The organism is Micromonospora sp. NPDC005174, assembly GCF_040608495.1.
In the GTDB taxonomy this organism is placed as follows: domain Bacteria; phylum Actinomycetota; class Actinomycetes; order Mycobacteriales; family Micromonosporaceae; genus Micromonospora.
In genome coordinates this window covers 44,675-65,568 of record NZ_JBEXIJ010000008.1, presented here as the reverse complement: position 1 = coordinate 65,568, position 20,894 = coordinate 44,675, and the positions used below count along the sequence as shown (strand labels likewise).

Below are 20,894 nucleotides of genomic sequence, written 5' to 3'. Positions count from 1 at the left end.
GGTAGGAGGTGCGCCCATGACGACGTTCGGGTTCCACGCCTCCCACGAGCAGATCAACCCCCGCGCCCTGTTGGAAGCGGTGATGCACGCCGAGCGGGCCGGCTTCGACGCCGCCATGTGCTCCGACCACTTCTCGCCGTGGAGCGAGCGGCAGGGCGAATCCGGCTTCGCCTGGTCCTGGCTCGGCGCGGCCCTCCAGGCCACCGGCATGCCGTTCGGCGTCGTCAACGCCCCCGGCCAGCGGTACCACCCGGCGATCATCGCGCAGGCGATCGGCACCCTCGGCGCGATGTACCCGGGCCGGTTCTGGGCCGCCCTCGGCACCGGCGAGGCCAGCAACGAGCACATCACCGGCGACGCGTGGCCGCGCAAGGACGTCCGCTCCGCCCGGCTGCGCGAGTGCGTGGACGTGATCCGCGCGCTGCTGGCCGGCGAGGAGGTCAGCCACGACGGCCTCGTCCGGGTGGACCGGGCCCGGCTGTGGACGCGTCCCGAGGAGCCGCCCGCGCTGGTCGGCGCTGCCGTCAGCGTCGCCACCGCCCGCTGGTGCGCCGAGTGGGCCGACGGCCTGATCACGGTGAACGCGCCGGTGGAGCACCTGCGGGCGATGATTGACGCGTACCGGGACGCCGGTGGCCGTGGACCGCTGCACCTCCAGGTGCACGTCTCCTGGGCCACGGAGCAGGCGCAGGCCGAGGCGATCGCGTACGACCAGTGGCGCAGCAACGTCTTCGCCCCTCCGGTCTGCTGGGACCTGGAGACCGTCGAGCACTTCGACGTGGCCTCGGCCGACGTACCCGCCGAGCGGGTCGCCCAGGTGGTGAACGTCTCAGCCGACCTGGGCCGGCACGTCGGCTGGCTCCAGGAGTACGTGGCGCTCGGCTTCGACCAGATCGCCCTGCACCACGTCGGGCAGGAGCAGCGCGGGTTCATCGACGCGTTCGGCGCCGAGGTGCTGCCGAAGCTGCGCCCGACGGGCTGATCCGACCTCGGCGACGCGACCCCTAGGCTCGTACCCCATGGAAAGCCTGTTTCCGGTCGTCGTCTTCCTGGCGATCGCCACCCTCGGCGCGGCGCTGGCCCGCCGACTCGGTCTGCTCGCGCCGATCCTGCTGGTCGTACTCGGACTGGCCCTGTCCTTCGTTCCGGGCTTCCCGCAGATCCACCTCGAGCCGGAGCTGGTGCTGATCGGCATCCTGCCGCCGTTGCTGTACGTCGCGGCACTGGAGACGTCGGTGCCGGCGTTCAAGAACAACATCCGGCCGATCCTGCTGCTCGCCGTGGGTCTGGTGCTGTTCACCGCGTTCGCGGTGGGCGTCGTGCTGCACCTGCTGCTGCCGCAGGTCCCGTTCGCGATCTGCCTGGCCCTCGGCGCGGTGGTCGCGCCGCCGGACGCCGTGGCCGCCACGGCCGTCGCCCGTCGCGTCGGGCTGCCGCGCCGGGTGGTCACGATCCTGGAGGGGGAGAGCCTCGTCAACGACGCCACCGCGCTGGTGCTGCTGCGCGTCGCGACAATGGCCACCATCGGTTCGGCGGTCGGCACGACGGACGTGGCCATCGAGGTGCTGCGCGCCACCGGCGGCGGCATCCTGATCGGCGCCCTCGGCGCGGTGGTCTTCGGCTTCCTGCACCGGCGGATCAGTGACCCGCTGCTGGACAACGCGCTGTCGTTGATCATCCCGTTCGCGGTGGTCTTCACCGCCGAGCACATCCACGCCTCCGGTGTGGTCGCCGTGGTCGTCACCGGGCTCGCCCTCGGGCACAAGCTGCCGCAACTGCTGTCGGCGGCGTCCCGGTTGCAGGTGGGCGCGTTCTGGCGGCTGGTCCGCTTCCTGCTGGAAGGACTGGTCTTCCTCCTGGTCGGGCTGCAACTCCGCGAGGTGCTGGGGGACCTCGACGAGCCGGCCGGCTCGCTCATCCTGATCACGTTCGTGGTGCTGGCCACCGTCTTCCTGACCCGCTTCGTCTGGCTCTTCCCGGCCACCTACCTGGCCCGGTTGGTTCCCCGAATCCGCCGCCGGGACGCGGCGCCGTCGCCGAAGATCCCGATCATCATCGGCTGGGCCGGGATGCGGGGCGTGGTGACACTCGCCGCCGCCCTGGCCCTGCCGCTGACCCTGGCCGACGACGAGCCGTACCCGCGGGCCCTGTTCATCTGGCTGGCCTTCGCGGTGATCGTGGTCACCCTGGTCGGCCAGGGGGCCACCCTCCCGCTGGTCGCCCGCCGCCTGAAACTGCCCCAGGACGACCCGGTGCAGGACGCGTTGTCGGCGGCCGGAGTGCAGCAGCAGGCCAGCAGGGCAGCGCGGGAACGGTTGGAGGAACTGGCCGACAGCGCTCCGGCGCCCGTGGTGGACCGGCTGCGCCGGGTGCTGGAGGACCGCACCAACATGGCCTGGGAAAGGCTCGGCGGCGACGAGCGCGAAACCCCCTCGCAGGCGTACGGTCGGCTGCGACAAGAGATGATCGACGCCGAGCGGGACGTGTTCCGGGCTGCCCGGGACTCCGGTCGGATTCCTGAGGAGGTGCTGGTGCAGGCCTATCGTGACCTGGACCTGGAAGAGTCGCTGTTGCGGCAGGAGGTGGAGCAGTGAGCTGTCAGCACCTGGCCGAGGCCGGCACGGCCGAGCCGCTTACCCCCGACGAGTGCGCGGACTGCGTCGCCATCGGCAACACCTACTGGGTGCACCTGCGTACGTGCCTGAGCTGCGGCCAGGTCGGCTGCTGCGACTCGTCGCCGAACCAGCACGCGAGCAAGCACTTCGCGTCGACAGGTCACCCGGTGATCCGCTCGGCGCAGCCGGGCGAGGCGTGGCGCTGGTGCTTCGTCGACGAGGAGATCGGCTGACGCTCAGTCGAGCCGACGGACGAGGATCTGACCGGGCCACGGTTCACGGCCCGGTCGCACGACGGTGAACGGCTCGGTGGCGGTAAAGCCGCAGCTCTCGTAGAACCGGACGAGCGCCCGGTCGTCGCCGCCGTAGCAGTCCACCCGCAGCAGGCCCAACCCCCGTGCCCGGGCCAGGTCGGCGGCGTGTTCCAGCAGCCGGGCCCCGATCCCCAGCCCGGTGTGCATCCGGTCGGTGACCAGCAGCCGGACGTAGAGTTCCGGTTCGGTGGCCGGGGGCACGTGCTCGGTGGCGGCACCCACCACCAGCGCCCCGACCGGCTGGTCGTCCCGCTTCGCCAGGTACAGGCCGCCGCTCGCGGCCCAGTCGTCGGCGCGGGCGATCTGACCGGGATCGGTGGAGGGCGGCTGGGTGCCCCACTGCCCGGTCCGGCCGCGCGCCACCAACCAGGCGGTGGCGACGTCGAGTAGCCGCAGCACGGCTTCGGCGTCGTCGGGACCGCCGCGGTGAATGGTGAAGGTCGGCTGATCCGTCATGCCCGGCATTCTGCTAGACCCGGCGGGTGTCCACCGCCCGCCGGGTCGGCACGGGGTGGCCCGCTCACTGTCGGTGGCCTGGGTGGCGGTATCGGACGACGCGAGGCTGATCACAGCAGCGGCCCGAGAGGCCTTGTCATCGCAGCTGGCGGCTGGAACTCCGTCACGTTCGCCGGTGGTAGTGGTTGCGGCGGGGGAACTGGCCGGGATCGAGCCAGGCCGGCGGAACGAATTCGGGGTGGCCGTCGCCGCCCACACGGACCGTCCACTCGCCACGGTGGACGTGGCGATGGTGGTGGCCGCAGAGGAGCACCGCGTTGGCCAGGTTGGTGTCGCCGCCGTCGGCCCAGTGGCGGATGTGGTGGGCGTCGCACCAGCGGGGTGGTCGGTCGCAGCCGGGAAAGGCGCAGCCTCGGTCACGCAGGACCAGCGCGCGACGCAGGGGGCCGGTGACGAGTCGGCGCTGCCGGCCCACGTCGAGCGCCTGGCCGGCGCTGCCGAGCACGGCGGGCAGGATCGCCGCGTCGCAGGCGAGTCGCCGCACGGTGTCGGCGGTCAGTCCGAAGCCGGTGTCGAGGGCACCCGCGCCGAGATGCCGGGCCAGCACGTCGTAGCTGGTGGTGACAACGATCTGCGCCGGCTCGCCGCCGTGTTCGGGCAGCTCACCGGTGCGCAGGGCGAGCCGGCACAGGTCCGCGAGCGCGTCGTGACGTCGTTGCCCGGGGCAGCGCGGGTCGTCCGGACCGGACGGCGAGGTCAACGGGTCGAGCGCGGCGCGCAGCAGACCGGCCGCCTCGGCGTCCAGGTTGCCGGACAGTCGCAGCCGACCGTCGCGTAGCTCGGAGACCGTGACATGCCGGTCGCGGTCGGCGCGCCGCGCCTCGGCTTCCAACGCCGCGCTGGCGGCGGCTTCGGCGAGCTCCGGGGCGACATGGTCGAGGACCCGGGTGCCAAGCTTGCGCAGTAGGGTCGGCTCGAACGTCCCGGCCCACTCGACCAGGACGCCGACCGCCTTCTCGGCCGCCTCGGCGCCAGCGGCCGTGTGCACCGTCTGGACGGTCTCGCCGATAACCCGCGCCTGCTCGACAGTGATGTCTCCGTCGGCCAGCGCGGCGCGCACCCCGGGCGCTCCGCCATCGAGCGCCCCGGCGAGATCGACCAGCCGGCGAGCGGCGGAACCGTCGAGCCGCAGCCGGTCCCGCAGCCAGACCGCCGTCGACGACGCGCCCTGCGCCCGCGCCGTGCCCCGGCCGTCCACCTCACGCACGAGCGCCAGTTGGACGGCCGCCAGGCGTTGCGCGAGTCGGTGCGCGGCGTCGAGGGCCGCGACGAGGTCGTGCTCGGAAAGGGCCCAGGCCGGAGCATCGAGGCAGTCGGCCACCGCCGCCCCCGCCTGCGCCAACCCCTCCAGCATGCACCGATGTTAGAACACACGTACGACAATTTTCGGGGTTGACCGGGACGGCGGCGAAGCACCTTATGGTGCCGGACGAGCGGCGTGGCGCTCTGCCAGGTGCTGGCCGGATCCGCGGTCCGCGGCGACCAGATGCACCTCGCCCTGCTGACGGCGACGTACGCGACAGCTCCAATCCGGACCCGTCGGCGAGCAGCAGATCCCAGATGCGGCCCGCCACCAGTGCGATCACGTGTGCGTCCGTGGCGGCCGGACGGACGAGGCAGTCCTCGCGCCAGCGGGGCACCACCTCGGTCGGCCACACCCGACGCTCGGCGTCGGTCAGTCCACCGCCTCCACGGCTCTCGCCGTGACTGAAGAGGCGGGTCGGATCGGCTGACTTTCGCCCGTCACGGGGACATCGACTGTGGCTTCCGCCGCCTATGATCTCCGGCTTCGGCTGGAACAGGACGGGGGACGTACGTGATCAAGGCGGTTTTCTTCGATGTCGGTGGCGTTGTTCTCGACGAGTCCCGCGAGTTCGCGGCCTGGGCGGACTGGCTCGGCGTCCCTCGGCACACGTTGTCGGCGGTCTTCGGCGCGGTCGTCGCGCGGGGTCAGGACTACCGGGAGACGTTCCGGACCTTCCGGCCCGACTTCGACCTCGACGCCGAACTCTCCCGTCGGGCGGCCGCCGGTCAGCCGGAGACGTTCGGCGCGGAGGATCTCTACCCGGACGCGCGCGGCTGCCTGACCGCCCTGCGCGACCAGGGCCTGCTGGTGGGCTTGGCGGGTAACCAGCCGGCGCACGCTGAGTCGACCCTGCGGGCTCTCGGCCTTGACGTGGACGTGATCGGCACGTCGCACGGCTGGGGGGTGGCGAAGCCGGCGCCGGCCTTCTTCGAGCGGGTCGTGGCCGAGGGCGGCGGCGACGCCTCGTCGATCCTGTACGTCGGGGACCGGCCCGACAACGACGCCCGTCCGGCTCAGCAGGCCGGCATGAAGACGTGCCTGATCCGGCGCTCTCCCTGGGGCCACATCCTCGACATGCCGGCCGTGGCCGACCGGTGCCTGTTCCGCATCGACTCGCTGCACGAGCTGCCGGGCCTGGTCGCCGGGCACAACAGGCACTAGCTGTGCTGTCCGGGTGGGCCTGGTGGCCGCCCCCGAGGGGGGAGGGGGCGGCCACCAGGGATCGGGGTCAGGACAGCGAGCAGGGGTTCCCGTTGACGGTGACCAGTCCCGGGTTGGGGTTGGCGCCGCCGTTGGTCGTCGCGTTGAAGCCGAACGTCACCGTGCCGCCGGGGACGATCTTGGCGTTGTGCGACTCGTTCTTCGCCGTGACCGTCGCGCCGGACTGGGTGACCTTTGCGAGCCACGCCTCCCGGACGCGCTGGTCACCGGTGAACGCGAACCGGACGCTCCAGCCGTTGACGGCCGTGGTCCCGGTGTTGCGGATGGTCAACTGCGCGGTGAACCCGGTGCCGCCCTCCCAGGTGCCGTAGTTGGCGTAGTTCACCGAGCAGGTGACGGCCGGTACCGCGCCGGCGTCGCCCTGGTCGGCCAGGAACGAGGAGATCCAGGCCAACGCCGAGTTCCAGTTGATCGCCACCTCGTTCGTGGAGTACGAGTTGATGTCGTCGACGTAGCAGAACATCGGCTTGCAGCCGGCGAGCAACTGCGCCACGAACGGATCCTGTAGGGCGGCGTTCGCGCCACCGGCGAGGGAGCCGGCGGGCGGGTGGGGCAGGTTGGCGTCGAGCTGGTGGCCGAAGATCCGGCTGTGCTGGTTCTGCGCGGCGTGCTCGCCCCAACCGGTGACGTAGGAGATGTTCAGCGCGTTGCGGCCGAGGATGTAGTCCATCGCCTGCACGGCGCCGTCGCGGTAACGGGCGTCGCGGGTCAGGTCGAAGGCGGTGGCCAGGACGATCGCGTTGTTGATGATGCTGCTGTTGGCGCCCCAGAAGTAGCTGTTCGCGTCACCGGGCATCGGCAGCCCGTACGCCTGCCGGCGCAGTTCGGCGAGGTACGCGTCGGCGGCGGCGGTGACCGAGGCACGCACCCGGGTCAGCTCGGCGGCGGGCAGTCCGTTGGGGACGGTGGCCAGGTCGAGGCGGCCGAGCGCGGCGACGCTCTGCCAGCCGAAGCCGCGCGGGTCGAACACGTCGCCGGTGTGGTGCGGCGACGCGGTCAGGTCGGTCAGGTAGGTCTGCGCCCCGGTGGTGAGGTACAGCTCGACAGCCGCCCAGTAGAACTCGTCGGTGACGTTCGAGTCGTCGTACGCGCCGCCGCCGGTGCCGTCGGTCGGGCTGGCGTACACCGCGGGGTGGGCCTTGGCGGCGGCGTAGGCCGTCTTCGCGGCCGTGCCGCAGCGGGACGCGAACGCCGCGTCGTACGGCGCGAAGAGTCGCGCGCACTGGGCGGCGGTCGCGGCCATGTTGAGAGTGGCCGCGGTCGACGGCGGGTGCAGCTCGCGCGGCTGCGGGTCGTCCTGCGGGGCGAGCGGCAGGCCGGTCCAGTTCTTGTCGTGGATCTTGTGGTGGACCATGCCGGCGAGCGGTTTGCCGGCCGGCACCTGCATCCGCAGGAGGAACTCCAGCTCCCAGCGGGCCTCGTCGAGGACGTCCGGCACGCCGTTGCCGCGCTCGGGCACCCGCAGGGTGCTGTCGGCCAGCCCGGCGCCGCCGTTGGCGGTGGCCGCCGTCTTGGTCCGCTCGAAGGTGTTCAGCAGCTGGTAGGTGGCGATGCCACCGTTGACCACGTACTTGCCGTGGTCGCCGGCGTCGTACCAGCCGCCGCGCACGTCCAGCGAGTAGTCGCAGACGCCCGGCTGGCAGGGCACGTTGGTGTCGCCCTGGTTGGGCGCGACGTCGAGGTGGCCGGCGGGGCGGGCGTACTCGTCGCCGATCAGGTCACCGTCGATGGCGATGCCACTGCGCTGGGCGTAGAAGAACTGCATCGAGTCCGAGCGCAGTTGCTTGTAGAGGGTGCCGGAGATGTCGAACGGGTGGCTGGTTTCGCCGTCGACGGTGAGCGTCAGGCCGGTGCCCGGCGTGCGGTAGCTGGAGAAGTCGACGGTCTGCACGTTCTGCCCGGAGGCGGCGTCGACGCCGCGCGTGGTGGTCGTGCCGCTCGCGAGGACGGCCCCGGACGCCGAGTGGAGCTGCCAGGGCAGCGGCGTGGTCGCCTCGGTGACCACTGTGGCGTTCTTCGGGCCCCCCGGCAGGTAGCCGACCTGGTTGACGCGTACCCGGGGGCCGGTGTCCGGCTCGTACGGCGCGGGTGGCTCGCCGCCGCGCAACGACACGTCGTCGAGGCAGATGGTCTGCGCCTGCGCGCTACCGCCGACCTGGAAGATCAGTTGAGCGTTCTGGTTGTCGTCCGGGACGGTGAAGGTCGACTCGACGCGCTGGGTGGTGCCGGTGGCGGCGGCGTCCACGGCGGCGTACGTCGTGTACGGGGCACTGCCGAGCTGGAGCACGGCCTTGACCGCCGTGCCGGGCGTGGCGGTGATGTCGAAGCCGAGCTTGTATTCGGCGCCGGCGATCAGTGGCACGCCGTCCTGACCGATGCCGGCGTCCCACGGGTTGGCGAGTCCGCCGGGGACGGTGGCGCACAGCCGGCCGTCGGTGACCGTGAGCGGGTCGGTGCCGTAGGAGAACCACGGGCTCACGCCCGCGCTGAAGTCCCCGTTGTCGATCTGCTCGGGGGCGTCCGGCGGAGGGTCGGCGTAGGCCGCGCCAGCGCCCGCGCCGGCGAGGGCCAGCGTGGTCGCCGCGGCCAGGAGGAGGCGGCGTTTGGATGACGTCACGGGGAGTCCTTCCGGGACGGGAGGTGAGGCAGGTGGCGGTGGTGACCTGGGAGCGCTCCCAGCTCGAAGCTCGATGTTTCCAGTGGCGATACCTCCTGTCAATTGATCTGACTGGATGGGATCTGCCGTCCGACGAGGGCGCGGGGAGCGGCACGCGGTGAAATGCGAGACGTGAGATTGGCCGCGCCACGCGCCGTCGTCCTGATCTCCTAGAGACAACTGAGCCCTTCGCCTGGCAGGCTGCCTCCCATGACCCTGAAGCTGCGTTCCGTGGGAACGAGCGACCGTGGGCTGATCCGCAGCGGAAACCAGGACGCCCTGCACGCCGGCGCCTGGCTCGTCGCGGTCGCCGACGGCATGGGCGGAATGGCCGCCGGAGACCTCGCCAGCTCGCTCACCATCGACGCGGTCGCTCCGCTGGACGTCGAGACACCCGAGGACGCTTTGGTGGCCGCCCTCCAGGACGGCATCGCGCTGGCCACCGCTCGGATCAAGCAGGCGGTCGTCGACGACCCCGAGCGTCAGGGCATGGGCACCACGTTGACCGCCCTGCTGTTCGCCCGTACCGGCAGCTGCCTGGCCCTCGCCCACGTCGGTGACTCGCGGGCCTACCTCTTCCGCGAGGGTGTGCTCAAGCAGGTCACCCGCGACGACACCTTCGTCCAGATGCTCGTCGACCAGGGCGTGATCACCGCGGACCAGGCCAGCAGCCATCCGCGCCGGGCGGTCGTCACCCAGGCGTTGCAGGGCGAGGACGTGTCACCGTCGTACGCCACGATGGTGCCCCGCGCCGGTGACCGGTGGCTGCTGTGCAGTGACGGCCTCTCCAACGTCGTCCGCCCGGACACCCTGGCCGAGGTGCTCGCCGCCTACCCCGACCGGTCCGCCTGCGCCGGCAAGCTGATCGACCTGGCGCTGCACGCCGGTGGACCGGACAATGTCACGGTCGTGGTGGCCGACGTCGTCGAGGAGTAGCTCCCCGTCAGCGCCGACGCGGCGCGGCACGCCGGGTGGGGGTCGCCGTGCCGGGGTCCTCCGGCCACGGATGGCGGGGATAGCGACCGCGCAGCTCCGAGCGGACCTGCGGATAGCCGGTACGCCAGAACGATTCCAGGTCCGCGGTGACCGCCACCGGGCGACCGGCGGGGGAGAGCAGGTGCAGCAGCACCGGCACCCGACCACCGGCGATGCGTGGGGCCGCCGGCCAACCGAACGTCTCCTGGAGCTTGACCGCCAGCACCGGCGCGGCCGAGTCGGCGTAGTCGACGCGGATGCGGGAGCCGCTGGGCACCTCGATGCGTTCCGGGGCCAGCTCGTCGAGGCGCCCGGCCTGGGCCCACGGCAGCAGCCGGCGCAGGGCCGAGGTCACGTCCACCCGGCTCAGGTCGGCGCGTCGCCGGGCGGCCGCCAGCTCCGGCCCCAGCCAGGTCGGCGCGGCCGCGAGCAGGGCCTCGTCGCCGACATCGGGCCACTCGTCGCCGAGGTGGTGCCGGCAGAACGCCATCCGCTCGCGCAGCCCCCGTGCCGCCGGGGTCCAGGCCAGCAGCCCCAACCCCTCCTGACGCAGGCCGGTCAGCAGCGCCGCCGCCACCTCCGAGCGGTCCGGGCGGTCCAGTCGCCGTGCCACCAGCTCGATCGCGCCGAGCCGGGTCACCTGCCGGGCGACCACGTCCCCGTCGGACCAGCCGACCTCGCGCCGTGTGGACAGCAGTGGGCCCGCCGCCTCCCGGGCCGTCGCCTCGTCGAGCGGCGTCGCGCGGCGAATCCGCGCCGACGGCGCCCCGGGCCGCCGGTCCGCGACCGCCACCGCGAGCCAGTCGGCTCCGGCCAGCCCCGACCCGGCCGCCAGCTCCGCGGCGGTGCCACCCGTCATCAGGTACGACGACCCGCCCGGCCGCCGCACCCGGGCCAACCTCTCGGGGTACGCCAGACCGACGATCAGCCCGGCGGCGAGGTCATCGGTCAGCCGGTCGGGGGCAGCGGGCGCGCCGGATCGGGGAGTCGCGGCGGTACCGGCCGGCGATGCGGTGCCGGGCGCGGCCGCTGCCCGGGCACGGCCGGAACCGGCACGGTTTCCCTCGGGCAGCGCGGCGCGCAGGCGGCGTACCTCGACGCGCCAGCGGGCGGTGGCGCCCGCGTCGACTCCGGCGCGCAACCGACGCCAGCCGGCCATCAGGTCGTCTCCCGGGCCGGCGGCGCTCTCCTCGGCGAGCAGGGCGACCACCTCGGCCGCGCGGTCGACGCCGACCCGATCGGCGGCGTCGAGCAGCGCCCGGGCCAGTCGCGGGTGAGCCCCGGCGGAGGCGATCGCGCGACCCCGTCCGGTGATCCGGCCCGTCTCGTCGACAGCACCCAGCGTTTCGAGGGTGCCCCGGGCCACCGCCATCGCGGCGGCCGGCGGCGCGTCGGGCAGCGCCAGACCGACGCCGTCCGGGCTGCCCCAGGCGGCCAGCTCCAACGCGAACCCGGTCAGGTCGGCGGTGGCGATCTCCGGCTCCGGCCGGGCGGGCAACCGCTCGTGGGTCGCCTCGGACCAGCAGCGGTAGACGTACCCCGGTGCCTCGCGGCCGGCCCGGCCGGCCCGCTGGGTGGCGGCGGCCCGGGAGACCGGCACGGTGACCAGCGCGCCCAGCCCTCGGGCCAGGTCGATGCGGGGCACCCGGGACAGCCCGGCGTCCACCACTGTCCGCACGCCCGGCACGGTGAGGCTGGTCTCGGCGAGCGCGGTGGACAGCACCACGCGACGCCGGTCGTCAGCGCTGCGGGGGCGCAGGGCCGCGTCCTGTTCGGCCCCACGCTGGCGGCCGTGCAGAGGCAGCAGCGAGACGGTGTCGCGCAGGTCGGCGAGTCGCCCGGCGACGGCGGCGATCTCGCCGGCCCCGGGCAGGAAGACCAGCACGTCGCCGTCGCGCTCGCGCAGCGCCCGTCGAACGGTCGTCGCCACGTGGTCGAGCAGGGCGCGGTCCACCGGACCGGCCCCGGCCGGCGCGACGGGTCGGGCCGGCGGCGTCCAGATCCGCTCCACCGGGTGCAGCGCCGACTCGGCCCGGACCACGGGGGCCGGAGTGGTCCCGCCGAGCAGCGCGGCGAACCGGTCGGTGTCCGGCGTGGCGGACATCGCCAGCAGCCACAGGTCGGGCCGGAGCGTGGCCCGGGCCTCCACCGCGAAGGCCAACGCCAGGTCGGCGTCGAGCTGCCGCTCGTGGCACTCGTCGAGGAGCACCGCACCGGTGCCGGGCAGCTCGGGGTCGTGGTGCAGCCGACGGACCAGCAGGCCGGTGGTGACCACCTCGATCCGGGTGGACGGGCCGACCCGCCGCTCACCGCGTACGGCGTAGCCGACCCGGTCGCCGACCCGCTCGCCGAGCAGGTCGGCCATCCGCCGGGCTGCGGCGCGTGCCGCCACCCGGCGGGGTTCGGCGATCACCACCCGGCCGTCGATCCGGTCGGCGACCGCCAGCGGCGCGAGGGTGGTCTTGCCGGTGCCCGGAGGGGCGACCAGGACCGCGGCGCCGGCCGCGTCGAGCGCGGTGAGCAGCGCCGGCAGCGTCGGGCGGACCGGCAGGTCCACTGTCACGTCGGAGAGCACGGCCCAGTCTCGCACCGGCCCCCGGCAGGCTCAGCGTGCCGGCCCGCCCCGGGCCGCTGCGGCGGCCTGGCTCGGGGCGGCTGCGGCGGGCGGCTCCGACGCGAACGGCCGGGCCGCCGCCCCGAAGGGAAGCGACCCGGCCGGTGTTCACACGATCGAGGACCGGGGCAACGCTGACCCGACTCTCGATCGTGAAGTCCCTAGTAGGTGCCGTCGAGCTGGCCACGCAGCTTGGTCAGCGCCCGAGCCAGCAGGCGGGAGACGTGCATCTGCGAGACACCGATCTGGTCGGCGATCTGCGACTGGGTCAGGTTGCCGTAGAACCGCAGGGTGAGGATCTTCTGCTCGCGCTCGTCGAGCGTCGCGAGCGCCGGGCCGAGGGCGACCCGCAGCTCGGCCAGCTCGAACTCGTTGTCCTCGCCGCCGAGCATGTCGCCCAGCTCGGTGGCCCGGTCGCCGTCGCCGGTCGGGGTGGACAGCGACACCGCGTTGTACGCGCGGGCGCCTTCCAGGCCCTCCAGGACCTCTTCCTCGGTGAGCTTGAGGTGGGCGGCGATGTCGGCGACCGTCGGCGAGCGGCCGAGGGTCTGCAGCAGCGAGCTGTTGGCATCGGAGATGGCCAGCCGCAGCTCCTGGAGGCGACGCGGTACCCGGATGTCCCAGGTGCGGTCGCGGAAGTGCCGCTTGAGCTCACCGATGATGGTGGGGATCGCGTAGCCGGCGAAGTCGACACCGCGGGTCGGGTCGAACTTGTCGATGGCCTTGATCAGGCCGACGGCGGCGGTCTGCGCCAGGTCGTCGGTCGGCTCGCCCCGCCCGCTGTAACGGTGGGCGAGGTGGTTGGCCAGCGGCAGCCAGGCCTCGATCGCGCGGTCGCGCAGGGCGGCGCGCGACGGGTGGTTGGTGGGCAGTGCGGCCATCGCGTTGAGCAGGTCGGCGGCGCTGTCGCTGAGCGCCCGTGGGTCCAGCTTGGTGGTGCTGGTCTGCTCGGCTGTCGTGGTGCTCGCCTGCTCGGTGATCGTTGACGCGGTCATGGTGGTCCTCCCTGCACCTCGTCCGCGGACAAAAATAAGTGGCGCTTTGGTTTAGCTTCAGTTGGGCCGTTCGGGAGTCACCTTAGCCTGATCGGCTCGCGGAAAGCTAGCCGAAAGGTTGATGTACTTAAGGTGTGTCGAGCTACAAAACGCCCATAACCGGCCGCGAGCGCGCAGACAACGAAGTCTCATACCCATTTTTTGGGTGATCCTGCGGCACCCGGTCCGCCAGATCGACCCGACCGGTCGGGGCGCCACCCTCGACCGAGCGGTCAACATGAAATCCGACAACCGGGCAGCTGTGTCGACTATCCGTCGTTGTCCCGTCGGCGGGACCGGCCGTAGCGTCGCCTAGTAGACACCCGGTTCGGAGGCACCATGCTCGATCCAACCGCTCCCCAGCTCGTCGTGAACAGTCACACCCTCTACTTCAGCTGGTTGCCAGCGGACCCCGACGCGGTCGCCGCCCTGGTCCCCACCGGGCTGCGTCCCCGTGCCGACCGACAGGTGTTCCTCAACCAGTACGTCGTCGAGGACGAGACGCAGACCTCGGGCTTCGGCGCGTACTCGTTGACGTACCTCGGTGTCTCACTGGCCGGGGTGGACGCCCCCGGCGGGCTCAGCCCGGGCGGCTGGTGGACCCACTACGTGGCGTCCAGCCGTGTCGTCCGTGACTACGCCACCGCGCGCGGCGCTCCCGTGCTCGCCGGGCGCACCACGATCCAGCTGGACGGGGAGGCGCTGCACTCCGAGACCGAGGCGGACGGAGCGCCGCTGATCCGGGCCCGGTGCCGGGTGGGCCAGACCGGTCACGTGATCAGCAGCGGGCACCACCGCTACTTCACCCGCCGCGACGGTCAACTGCTCAGCTCCGTCTACCCGTACGTGGCGGAGCCGGTCACCCCGTTCGAGATCGAGTCGGTGGAGTTCCTGCAACCGGGACACCCGATGTACGCGCTGCGTCCCGCCAACCCGCTGATCATCGGGTTCGGCTACTTCTCACCGCGCTCCTCGTTCGCGTACCCGGGTGGGCTGACCGTGCACCCGGGCGCGGCCGGGCTGCCCGAGCCGGCCCGGCCGGTTCACCAGGTGCCGGCCAGCCTCGCGCGCAGCGGCCTGCCGTCGGGGTCGTAGACCAGCCGGTACACCGGCAGCGCCCAGGCACGCGTGAACCAGGGCAGCCGCTCGGGGCGGTGCGGGCGCAGCCGGCCGGGCGGACGGTCGCCGACCTGGCCGCCGTCGTACCACCGTTGCAGTTCGTCGGCCGCGGCCGTGATGGCCGCGACCGCGTCGGCCGGGTCGAGCAGGTCGGCGTCGTCCGCGCCGTCCGGATCACGGTCCAGGTGCTCGCGCCAGAGCCGCAGCCGCAGGTCCCGGGCGTAGGCGCGGGCCCCGTCGCCGAGGCCCGCCGGGTCGGTGGGCGTCCGCTCGTCGCGCGTGTCGTCGAGTACGGCGCAGGACAGCTCACTGTCGTGGGTCCAGGAACGGCGGTTGAAGTTGTCGCTGCCGACGCTGGCCCAGACGTCGTCGACCACGCAGACCTTCGCGTGTACGTAGACCGGGGTGCCGGTGTGGTTCTCCACGTCGAACACGTGCACCCGGTCCGGCGCTGCGCGCTCGCACAGCGACAACGCCTGCTCGCGGCCGACCATGTTGGGTGGCAGGGCCAGCCGGCCGTCCACGTCCGGGTGCCGGGGCACCACGGCGACCAGGTGCAGTTCCGGGTTCTCCCGCAGCGCCTGGGCGAACAGGTTCGCCACCTCGGTCGACCAGAGGTACTGGTCCTCCAGGTAGATGAGGCGGCGCGCCCGACGTACCGCCTTGGTGTAGCCCCTGGCCACGGTCCGCTCGCCGTCCGGGGCGAACGAGTAGCGCGGGCGCACGGCGGGATAGGTACGCAGCACCTGGATCTGGTGCGGCCCGCACTCGGGCGGGTCGGCGGGCTGCTCGGGCAGCGGGTCCGGCCGCAGGTCCGCGCCGCGCAGCCGGTCCCGCGCGTACGCCATCGGGTTCTCCGAGTCCAGCGGCATCGGGTCGGTCCAGCGCTCCCGGAACACGGTGTCCAACGCGCCGACCACCGGCCCGCGCACCGCGAGCTGCACGTCGTGCCAGGGCGGGTTCGGGCCGTACCGGGACGACATCTGCACCGGCTGCGGGTCGCCCTCGTGCGCGGCGTCGTCGCGGCGGCTGTGGCACAGGTCGATCCCGCCGGCGAAGGCGATGTCACGCTCCGGGGCGTCGACGTGCCGCAGCACCACCAGCTTCTGGTGGTGCGAGCCGCCGCGGCGTACCCGCTGGTCGAGCAGCACCTCGCCGCCGGCCGCGGAGACCGTCTCGCTCAGGTTGCGGTTCTCCGCCTCGCTGTAGGCCAGCACGTCGAGGTGTGAGCGCCAGATCAGGCCCTTGACGACCACGCCGCGCTGGGCGGCCTGGGCGAAGAGCTGCGCCACCGTGGGGCCGTCCGGGCGGAGTCGCTGGTCCGGGTCGCCCCGCCAGTCGGTGAAGAAGAGGTGGTCGCCGGCGCTCAACGCCTCCACCTCCTCGACCAGCCGGTCGAAGTACGCCGCGCCGTGAATCAACGGCTCGGCGAGGTTTCCCCTGGTCCAGACGGGTAACCCAGAGACCGGGTTGGCCCGTTCCTGCGCGGTGAGGAACCAGTCCTGTAACGGCACGTCCAGCCCTCCCGGGAGGTCGACAACGTCCTCACGGTAGGACCCCCGACGCGGGTCCGCATGCCAGGCCCGTCGACCGGTGACCTGGACGACGCCCACGCAAGCACGCGACACAGCCGAGGAGGCCACACCATGCCCCGCGAAACAACGAACTCCGTGAACGAGTACCGCGAGCCGGCGGTGGAGAGCGAACGGGGGGCGCTGGTAGCGGTGTTGCTGATGGTGATTCTGGGCGTCGCCGGGATCTTCGCGGTCTCGTAACCGTAAGGACCGCATAGCATCGATCTTGCACTTTCGGTCGCCTATTTGGGCGGGTTTGGGTGCTTACGACACCACAAAAAGTGCAAGATCGGCGACGCGGTTGCCGCTGTCGGCGAGCTGCTGCCGTTCGCCCCTTAGGTCAGCGGGATGCCGTGGGCTGCGGTCGGGGTGCTTTGTCAGGTAGGACGCGTTCGTAACAGACCGAGTTGTCGGAGCCCACGTACGCGCCGAACAGCGGAATCTCGCGGTAGCCCTCGCGCTCGTAGAAGCGCATCGCGTCCGGCTGGGCCGAGCCGGTCTCCAGCCGGATGGTCGTCCAACCGCGCTCGTGCGCGGCCTGCTCCAGAGCTCGGAGCAGGCCGGTCGCCACCCCGGAGCCGCGGCTTTCCGGTGCCACGTACATCCGCTTCACCTCCGCGCTGACCGGGTCGAGGCGGCGCAGCGCGCCGCAGCCGAGTGGTTGGCCGGTGGCTTCGTCGACCGCGACAAGGAACAGGTCGATGTTCTCGGCCGTCGGCGGCGGGCCGGGCTCATGGTCGTCGGTACCGTAGCGGAGGTTGAGTTCGGCTCTCTGCGCCACACGTAACGCCTCGCCCGCCGGGTCGGTCCACGGCCGCTGCGTGATGATCCAGGTCATGCCGCTCCTCACCAAAACTCCGTAACAAGCGTTACGGTAACATTCGTTACGGCGCCGATGAAGAGGTGAAGGTCGTGTCACTGTCCGCAGACCGGGCGGCCCAGGGTGAGGCACTGTCGCGCGCGGTTTGGGACGTGCTCGCCCAGCAGGGCCTCGAAAAGCTGACAGTGCGCGCGGTCGCCGCTGCGGCCGGCTGCACGACCGGCCTGGTTATGCACCGCTTTCCGAACCGTCGAGCGTTGCTGCTGCACGCCCGGCAACTGCTGCACGAGACCACCCGGGAGCGGGTCGAGGCACTCGAAGCCGCGGCTCCCTCGCCGCGGGCGGCGCTGCGCGCGGTCCTCCGCCAGGGCATGGCGACCGATCCGGAGTCGACCAATTGGAGCATCGTCTGGTTGGGCTTCCTGGCTGCGGCGGTGGCGGACGACGAACTGATCGGCATGCACCGCCGCAACAACCGAGACTGGCGGCAACGGGCCGAGCGGCTGGTCGCCGCGGCTGCCCCGGACTGGCCGGCCGACCGGGTCGGCACGGTCGCCCTGGGGTTGATCGCCATGACCGAGGGAGTCGCAGCTCTCGCCGCCGCGGATCCCGCTGCCTACCCGGCGGATGAGCAGGAACGCATGCTCGACGCCGCCCTGGCGGCCTACGGCCTCGGCTGAGGTGGCCGCCCTGCGGAATCGGAGCTGAAAGGTCGAGGCATCGTCGGGTTCGGGCTTGATGCCGGCGTCTCGCGTCCACCCCTCGACCGGGGCGATCCCGACCGGTGACCTGGATGACGCCACACGAGCACGCGACACAGCCGAGGAGGCCACACCATGCCCCGCGAAACGACGAACCCCGTGAACGAGTACCGCGAGCCGGCGGTGGGCGTCACGGGGGTTCTTGCGGTCTCGTAAGGCGGCGGCGGTACAGCACTGCACCGTTCCGCGTCGATCTTGCACTTCCGGTTGCCGGGATGAGCTGATTTGGGCTCTTATGATCGAGCAGAAAGTGCAAGATCGGCGGCGCGGGAGCGCGCGGAGGGACGCGCCCCGGCATGGGCGAGAGTGGGAGCTTCATGGTCAGGTGGCGTCCGAGCCTGAGGAACTGGTGGCTCTGATGGCAGCATGGGAGAACGTGCGCGGCATGGCACTGTCTCATGAGCAGTCGATCAAACTGATAAGGGAAGTGGCCGGCACATGGAGCTGACCGGCGCTATCTGGCGCAAGAGCAGTCGCAGCAGTGCCAATGGTGGCGACTGTGTCGAGGTTGCCGACAACCTGCCCGGCGTCGTTGGCGTTCGCGACTCGAAGGACCAGGCCGGCCCCGCGCTGGCCTTTGCACCGGCGGCCTGGCGGGCGTTCGTCGACATGACGAAGGCCCACGAGACGGCCTGACCGGCTCTACGCGAAAGGCCCCCGGAGCGATCCGGGGGCCTTCTGCGTGATCAGGTCAGGGACGCCGACGCTTGCCGTTGGTGTGCGGGACCCGCTTGGTGGGGATGACGCCGAGTCGGCCGGACTTGAAATCCTCGAACGCCTGCAACAGCTCGTCGCGGGTGTTCATCACGAACGGGCCGTACTGCGCCACCGGCTCCCGGATGGGCTGACCGCCCATGATGTAGAGGTCCAGCGCTGGGGTGTTGCTGTCCTGCGTGGGGCTCGCGCCGAAGCGCAGCGCGCCACCCGGGCCGTGCACGGCGAGCTGGCCGGTGTGGACCGGTCGACGCTCGACGCCGACGGTGCCGCGCCCGCCGAGGACGTACACCAGTGCGTTGAAGTTGGGGTTCCAGGGCAGGTCGACCTGCGCGCCGGGCTGGACGGTGACGTGGCTGATGGTGATCGGCGTGAACGTGGAGCCCGGGCCCTTGTGCCCGGCGATCTCACCGGCGATGACCCGGACGAGCGCGCCACCGTCCTCGGTGGTCAGCAGCGCGGACTCCCGGCCCCGGATGTCCTGGTACTGGGGCGGGTTCATCTTGGCCTTGCGCGGCAGGTTGACCCAGAGCTGCGTGCCGTGGAAGAGGCCGCCGCTCGTCACCAGGTGCTCCGGCGGCGCCTCGATGTGCAGCAGCCCACTGCCGGCCGTCATCCACTGGGTGTCGCCGTCGGTGATGGTGCCGCCGCCGCCCTGCGAGTCCTGGTGGTCGAAGACGCCGTCGATGATGTACGTGACGGTCTCGAAGCCGCGGTGCGGGTGCCACGGGGTGCCCTTCGGCTCACCCGGGGCGTAGTCGACCTCGCCCATCTGGTCCAGGTGGATGAACGGGTCCAGGTCGGTCGACGACACCCCGGCGAAGGCCCGGCGGACCGGGAAGCCCTCGCCCTCGAAGCCGCTGGGCGCGGTGGTCACCTTGCGGACCTTGCGGAACGTGGTGGCCTTGTTGAGCTTGGGTACGCGGGGCAGGACGAGGACGTTGTCAACGGTGATCGCGGGCATCAGAGGGCTCCTTAACGTGTGGCGTGGGTGCTCGACGTGGTCCGGGCCGCCCGCAGGCGGCGGCCGAGCCGGTCGAAGACCCGGGTGAGGCAGGCGACCTCGGCGTCGTCGAGGTCGTCCATCAGGTGGGTACGCACCGACGCCAGATGGTGTGGTGCGGCCTCCGTCAGCGTGAGCAGCCCGGCGGCGGTGAGCACTGCTTCGCTGCCGCGCCGGTCGTCCGGGCAGGCCTCCTTGCTGACCAGGCCGCGCCGCTGCATCGAGGAGATCTGGTACGTGAGTCGGCTGGGGGAGAAGACCAGCCGGCCGGCCAGCTCGCCCATCCGCAGTCGTTGCCCCGGCGCTTCGGAGAGCAGGACCAGCACGTGGTAGTCGGCGAAGCTCAGGTCGCTGTCGGCGCGCAGGTCGTCTTCCATCTGCGTGAACAGTCGCTGGCTGGCCTCGATGTAGGCGCGCCAGGCGGCCGCTCGGGTGCTGTCCAGGCTCTCTGTCACGACCACGACAATAGCACTAGTTAAAAATTTAACTAGTGTGGTTCAGCGTTGTCTACGTCACCTGTGCCCGCGTGTCGGCCCATGTCGTACAGCTTTGAAGGACGCCTCCGAGTAATGCGGCGGCGGGACCGACGTGGCGTGTGCCAGACTCCGGCCTCGTGGAACACGTGGAGCTCGCCGCCGACGAACTGCTGCTGCGCCCCTGGCGGGAAACGGACGCCCCAGCCGTGCTCGACGCCCTGCGCGATCCGGCCATCGCCCAGTGGAACCCGCAGGGTGACGGGCCGATCGACGACGAGGTCGCCCTGCTCTGGGTGCGTCGTCGCGCCGACTGGTCGGCCGGCGACCACGCCTCGCTGGCGGTGGCCGCCGCCGATGACGGCAAGCTGCTCGGCTCGGTGTCGCTGCACCACATCCGCCACGGCGACGCCTCGATCGGCTACTGGACGATGCCGGCGGCGCGCGGACGCCAGGTGGCGACGAGGGCCGTCGTCCGGCTCACCGCGTGGGCGTTCGACACCCTCCGGCTGCACCGGATCGAGCTGTGCCACGCCGTCGCAAACCCGGCGTCCTGCCGGGTCGCCGACCGGGCCGGTTATCCCGCCGAGGGGACGCTGCGCGAGTCGTACCGGTACGGCGACGGCCGCCGCTACGACGAGCACCTGCACGCCCGCCTCGCCACCGACCGCTAGCGGCCATCCCGACCGTCAGTCGGTGACCCTGCGGAGGAAGGCCGCCAGGGTGGTCCTGGTGCGCTCGATCTTCTCCTGCACGGACAGCGTCTCGTGCATCCGTGGCCCGGCGTGCTTCCGGCCCCGCAGGTAGAGCGAGCAGGCCAGGTCGGAGCAGACGTACGCGCCGACGGAGTTGCCCTGCCGGCCCTCGCGGCCGGCCTTGCGCGCGGTCATCAGCGAGACGCCGTCGCCGGTGTGGGTGGTCAGGCAGAGGGAGCACATGCTGCGTTTGGTGCGTCCGGTCTGCGGTGGCGCCACCCGCAGGGCGACCCCGACCGGGCCGTCGTCGGTCTCGGCGATCAGGTACGCCCGCTGCGGCGCGGCGGGGTCGCGCCAGCCGAGGAAGTCAAGATCGTCCCAGGGGTACGTCGCCAGATCGTTCGGTACGGCCAACCGCTTCGCCTCGCCCTGGGTGCAGTTGACGAAGGAAGCCCGGATGGCGCGTTCGGTGATGGCTAGCATA

General features: G+C 72.1%; 20 protein-coding genes. 10 read left to right on the top strand and 10 right to left on the bottom strand.

What is annotated here, in order from left to right; all coding sequences use genetic code 11:
- The first annotated feature begins 16 nt into the window (after positions 1-16).
- From ABZU91_RS11935 to ABZU91_RS11925, 3 genes are read left to right on the top strand one after another with little or no spacing between them, the layout of a single operon-like run.
- Positions 17-982 carry a TIGR03885 family FMN-dependent LLM class oxidoreductase gene (locus tag ABZU91_RS11935; RefSeq protein ID WP_355237837.1) on the top strand — a complete coding sequence of 322 codons (966 nt, stop codon included), beginning with the start codon at positions 17-19 and terminating at the stop codon, positions 980-982.
- A gap of 37 nt (positions 983-1,019) precedes the next feature.
- Positions 1,020-2,594 (top strand): Na+/H+ antiporter, encoded by a 1,575-nt coding sequence (locus ABZU91_RS11930; protein WP_355237834.1) that lies wholly within the window; start codon positions 1,020-1,022, stop codon positions 2,592-2,594.
- The gene (locus ABZU91_RS11925) at positions 2,591-2,848 is read left to right on the top strand and encodes a UBP-type zinc finger domain-containing protein (RefSeq protein ID WP_355050245.1); all 258 of its coding nucleotides are present in this window, start codon (positions 2,591-2,593) and stop codon (positions 2,846-2,848) included. The genes ABZU91_RS11930 and ABZU91_RS11925 overlap by 4 nt, the downstream gene beginning before the upstream one ends.
- A gap of 3 nt (positions 2,849-2,851) precedes the next feature.
- Here ABZU91_RS11925 and ABZU91_RS11920 read toward each other — a convergent pair whose 3' ends face one another.
- Entirely contained in the window at positions 2,852-3,385 is a 534-nt protein-coding gene (locus ABZU91_RS11920) for a GNAT family N-acetyltransferase (RefSeq protein WP_355237830.1), read from the bottom strand.
- 163 nt (positions 3,386-3,548) lie between these two features.
- Positions 3,549-4,799, bottom strand: coding sequence for a DUF222 domain-containing protein (locus tag ABZU91_RS11915; RefSeq protein WP_355237827.1), 1,251 nt, complete (start codon positions 4,797-4,799; stop codon positions 3,549-3,551).
- Between the two features lie 462 nt (positions 4,800-5,261).
- Here ABZU91_RS11915 and ABZU91_RS11910 point away from each other — a divergent pair, with 462 nt between their 5' ends.
- Positions 5,262-5,912: an HAD family hydrolase gene (locus ABZU91_RS11910; RefSeq protein WP_355237825.1), complete on the top strand. Its 651-nt coding sequence runs from the start codon at positions 5,262-5,264 to the stop codon at positions 5,910-5,912.
- Positions 5,913-5,979: 67 nt separating this feature from the next.
- On the opposite strand, the gene ABZU91_RS11905 is transcribed toward ABZU91_RS11910, so the two are convergent.
- On the bottom strand, positions 5,980-8,589 hold the full coding sequence (locus ABZU91_RS11905) for a glycoside hydrolase family 9 protein (RefSeq protein ID WP_355237822.1): 2,610 nt from the start codon (positions 8,587-8,589) through the stop codon (positions 5,980-5,982).
- A gap of 249 nt (positions 8,590-8,838) precedes the next feature.
- Between ABZU91_RS11905 and ABZU91_RS11900 the strand changes: the two genes are divergently transcribed.
- Positions 8,839-9,564, top strand: coding sequence for a protein phosphatase 2C domain-containing protein (locus ABZU91_RS11900; RefSeq protein ID WP_355237819.1), 726 nt, complete (start codon positions 8,839-8,841; stop codon positions 9,562-9,564).
- A gap of 7 nt (positions 9,565-9,571) precedes the next feature.
- Here the strand turns inward: ABZU91_RS11900 and hrpB are convergent, their stop codons facing one another.
- Both hrpB and ABZU91_RS11890 read right to left on the bottom strand, forming a co-directional pair.
- The gene (gene hrpB, locus ABZU91_RS11895) at positions 9,572-12,178 is read right to left on the bottom strand and encodes an ATP-dependent helicase HrpB (RefSeq protein ID WP_355238285.1); all 2,607 of its coding nucleotides are present in this window, start codon (positions 12,176-12,178) and stop codon (positions 9,572-9,574) included.
- A 200-nt stretch (positions 12,179-12,378) separates the two neighbouring features.
- On the bottom strand, positions 12,379-13,212 hold the full coding sequence (locus tag ABZU91_RS11890; RefSeq protein WP_355237816.1) for a SigB/SigF/SigG family RNA polymerase sigma factor: 834 nt from the start codon (positions 13,210-13,212) through the stop codon (positions 12,379-12,381).
- A 378-nt stretch (positions 13,213-13,590) separates the two neighbouring features.
- Here ABZU91_RS11890 and ABZU91_RS11885 point away from each other — a divergent pair, with 378 nt between their 5' ends.
- Entirely contained in the window at positions 13,591-14,346 is a 756-nt protein-coding gene (locus ABZU91_RS11885; RefSeq protein ID WP_355237813.1) for a hypothetical protein, read from the top strand.
- Here ABZU91_RS11885 and ABZU91_RS11880 read toward each other — a convergent pair.
- Positions 14,295-15,884: a phospholipase D-like domain-containing protein gene (locus tag ABZU91_RS11880; protein ID WP_355238282.1), complete on the bottom strand. Its 1,590-nt coding sequence runs from the start codon at positions 15,882-15,884 to the stop codon at positions 14,295-14,297. The two genes, ABZU91_RS11885 and ABZU91_RS11880, sit on opposite strands and share 52 nt — an antisense overlap.
- Before the next feature lie 132 nt (positions 15,885-16,016).
- Here ABZU91_RS11880 and ABZU91_RS11875 point away from each other — a divergent pair, with 132 nt between their 5' ends.
- A complete protein-coding gene (locus ABZU91_RS11875) occupies positions 16,017-16,145 on the top strand; it encodes a hypothetical protein (protein ID WP_355237810.1) in 129 nt (42 codons plus the stop codon).
- Between the two features lie 139 nt (positions 16,146-16,284).
- Here ABZU91_RS11875 and ABZU91_RS11870 read toward each other — a convergent pair whose 3' ends face one another.
- Positions 16,285-16,782: a GNAT family N-acetyltransferase gene (locus tag ABZU91_RS11870; protein WP_355237807.1), complete on the bottom strand. Its 498-nt coding sequence runs from the start codon at positions 16,780-16,782 to the stop codon at positions 16,285-16,287.
- A gap of 74 nt (positions 16,783-16,856) precedes the next feature.
- On the opposite strand from ABZU91_RS11870, the gene ABZU91_RS11865 reads away from it, so the two are divergent.
- Both ABZU91_RS11865 and ABZU91_RS11860 read left to right on the top strand, forming a co-directional pair.
- On the top strand, positions 16,857-17,444 hold the full coding sequence (locus ABZU91_RS11865) for a TetR/AcrR family transcriptional regulator (RefSeq protein WP_355237804.1): 588 nt from the start codon (positions 16,857-16,859) through the stop codon (positions 17,442-17,444).
- A gap of 519 nt (positions 17,445-17,963) precedes the next feature.
- Positions 17,964-18,161 carry a DUF397 domain-containing protein gene (locus tag ABZU91_RS11860; protein WP_355237801.1) on the top strand — a complete coding sequence of 66 codons (198 nt, stop codon included), beginning with the start codon at positions 17,964-17,966 and terminating at the stop codon, positions 18,159-18,161.
- 55 nt (positions 18,162-18,216) lie between these two features.
- On the opposite strand, the gene ABZU91_RS11855 is transcribed toward ABZU91_RS11860, so the two are convergent.
- Positions 18,217-19,203 carry a pirin family protein gene (locus ABZU91_RS11855; protein ID WP_355237798.1) on the bottom strand — a complete coding sequence of 329 codons (987 nt, stop codon included), beginning with the start codon at positions 19,201-19,203 and terminating at the stop codon, positions 18,217-18,219.
- An 11-nt stretch (positions 19,204-19,214) separates the two neighbouring features.
- The gene (locus tag ABZU91_RS11850) at positions 19,215-19,697 is read right to left on the bottom strand and encodes a MarR family transcriptional regulator (protein WP_355237795.1); all 483 of its coding nucleotides are present in this window, start codon (positions 19,695-19,697) and stop codon (positions 19,215-19,217) included.
- A gap of 158 nt (positions 19,698-19,855) precedes the next feature.
- On the opposite strand from ABZU91_RS11850, the gene ABZU91_RS11845 reads away from it, so the two are divergent.
- Entirely contained in the window at positions 19,856-20,389 is a 534-nt protein-coding gene (locus tag ABZU91_RS11845) for a GNAT family protein (RefSeq protein WP_355237792.1), read from the top strand.
- 15 nt (positions 20,390-20,404) lie between these two features.
- Here the strand turns inward: ABZU91_RS11845 and ABZU91_RS11840 are convergent, their stop codons facing one another.
- Positions 20,405-20,893 (bottom strand): FBP domain-containing protein, encoded by a 489-nt coding sequence (locus tag ABZU91_RS11840; RefSeq protein WP_355237790.1) that lies wholly within the window; start codon positions 20,891-20,893, stop codon positions 20,405-20,407.
- Position 20,894 lies beyond the last annotated feature (1 nt).